The following is a 269-nucleotide window of genomic DNA, read 5'->3' on the forward strand; positions in this document are numbered from 1 at the left end:
GCACGGCTGTACCCTGGGCAATCGCATCCTGGTCGGCATGGGCAGCACAATCATGGATGGCGCCATCGTCGAGGACGAGGTGATCATCGGCGCCGGCAGCCTGGTACCGCCCGGCAAGCGCCTGCTCAGCGGCTTCCTGTATGTTGGCAGCCCGGTGAAACAGGCCCGGCCGCTGACCGACAAGGAGCGCGCGTTCTTCCCCTACAGCGCCGGCAACTACGTCAAGCTCAAGGACCAGCACTTGGCCGAAGGCTACGACCAACCCGAAT

The 269-nt window shown here is 64.7% G+C and carries 1 protein-coding gene; it reads left to right on the plus strand.

Annotation, left to right across the window (positions count from 1 at the left end; genetic code table 11):
- The coding region (locus tag SB756_RS30495; RefSeq protein WP_410913296.1) for a gamma carbonic anhydrase family protein at positions 1 to 269 on the plus strand (269 nt) is incomplete at both ends.

The organism is Pseudomonas sp. SIMBA_068 (assembly GCF_046534705.1).
Taxonomy (GTDB): Bacteria; Pseudomonadota; Gammaproteobacteria; order Pseudomonadales; family Pseudomonadaceae; genus Aquipseudomonas; species Aquipseudomonas putida.